The following is a 1,167-nucleotide window of genomic DNA, read 5'->3' on the forward strand; positions in this document are numbered from 1 at the left end:
CCACCTGGATCATGACCGACAATGCACGGGCGGCGTCGGCACGCGACGACTTCTTCCGCGCCTCGGCCATGCAGCTTTTGACCGCGCTGATCGCCGACGTTTGCCTGTCCGGCAATACCGACGTGAAGGACCAGACGTTGCGCCGCGTTCGGGCCAACCTATCCGAGCCCGAGCCGAAGCTGCGCGAGCGGCTGACGCGCATCTACGAAGGCTCAGAGTCGGATTTCGTGAAGGAAAATGTGGCGGTGTTTGTCAACATGACGCCGGAGACGTTTTCAGGCGTTTACGCCAACGCAGTCAAGGAAACGCATTGGCTCTCCTATCCGAACTATGCGGCGTTGGTCTCGGGCAACAGCTTCTCGACCGACGAGCTCGCCAACGGCGAGACCGACATCTTCATCGCGCTTGACCTGAAGGTGCTGGAAGCGCATCCAGGCCTCGCTCGCGTTGTTATCGGGTCGTTCCTCAATGCGCTTTACAATCGCAATGGCGATGTGTCAGGACGAACGCTCTTCCTGCTCGACGAAGTGGCGCGGCTTGGCTATCTCCGTATTCTCGAAACCGCCCGCGACGCCGGCCGCAAATACGGCATCAGCCTGACACTGATCTTCCAGTCGATCGGCCAGATGCGCGAAGCCTATGGCGGCCGCGACGCCAGCTCGAAATGGTTCGAGTCCGCGTCGTGGATTTCGTTTGCGGCGATCAACGATCCTGAAACGGCTGACTACCTGTCGAGACGTTGCGGCGAGACCACAATCGAGGTGGATCAGACGAGCCGCACCAGCCAATCGTCCGGTTCGTCGCGCTCGCGATCGAAGCAACTGAGCCGCCGCCCCCTGATCCTGCCTTATGAGGTCATGCGCATGCGCGGCGATGAGCAGATCGTGTTCACCGCGGGCAATCCGCCGCTCCGTTGTGGACGCGCGATCTGGTTTCGGCGTGACGACATGAAGGCATGTGTGAAGCCGAACGCGTTCTTCCGCGATACCGAGCGGAAGCGGTGAGGTTCGTCAAGTCGCGTCAGTGGGCGCCTCGTCCAGCAGCCCATCGAAGACTTCGAGCAGCGCGTTGGTAATCGCCTGCCCCAGAGCATTGCCGGCAGCACGGAGATCATCCTCCGAGCCGTCACGCGCGGCCTGGGCAAGCTCGAAGCCCTGCTCGCCGACG

Annotated in this window: 1 protein-coding gene; it reads left to right on the top strand. The window is 61.9% G+C overall.

The genetic code is table 11. The features are described from left to right. A partial coding sequence (locus tag RCCGE510_RS32275) for a type IV secretory system conjugative DNA transfer family protein (RefSeq protein ID WP_007637603.1) occupies positions 1-1,004 on the top strand: 1,004 nt, incomplete at its 5' end. Positions 1,005-1,167: the final 163 nt, after the last annotated feature.

It is taken from the genome of Rhizobium sp. CCGE 510 (genome assembly GCF_000292525.1).
GTDB lineage: Bacteria > Pseudomonadota > Alphaproteobacteria > Rhizobiales > Rhizobiaceae > Rhizobium.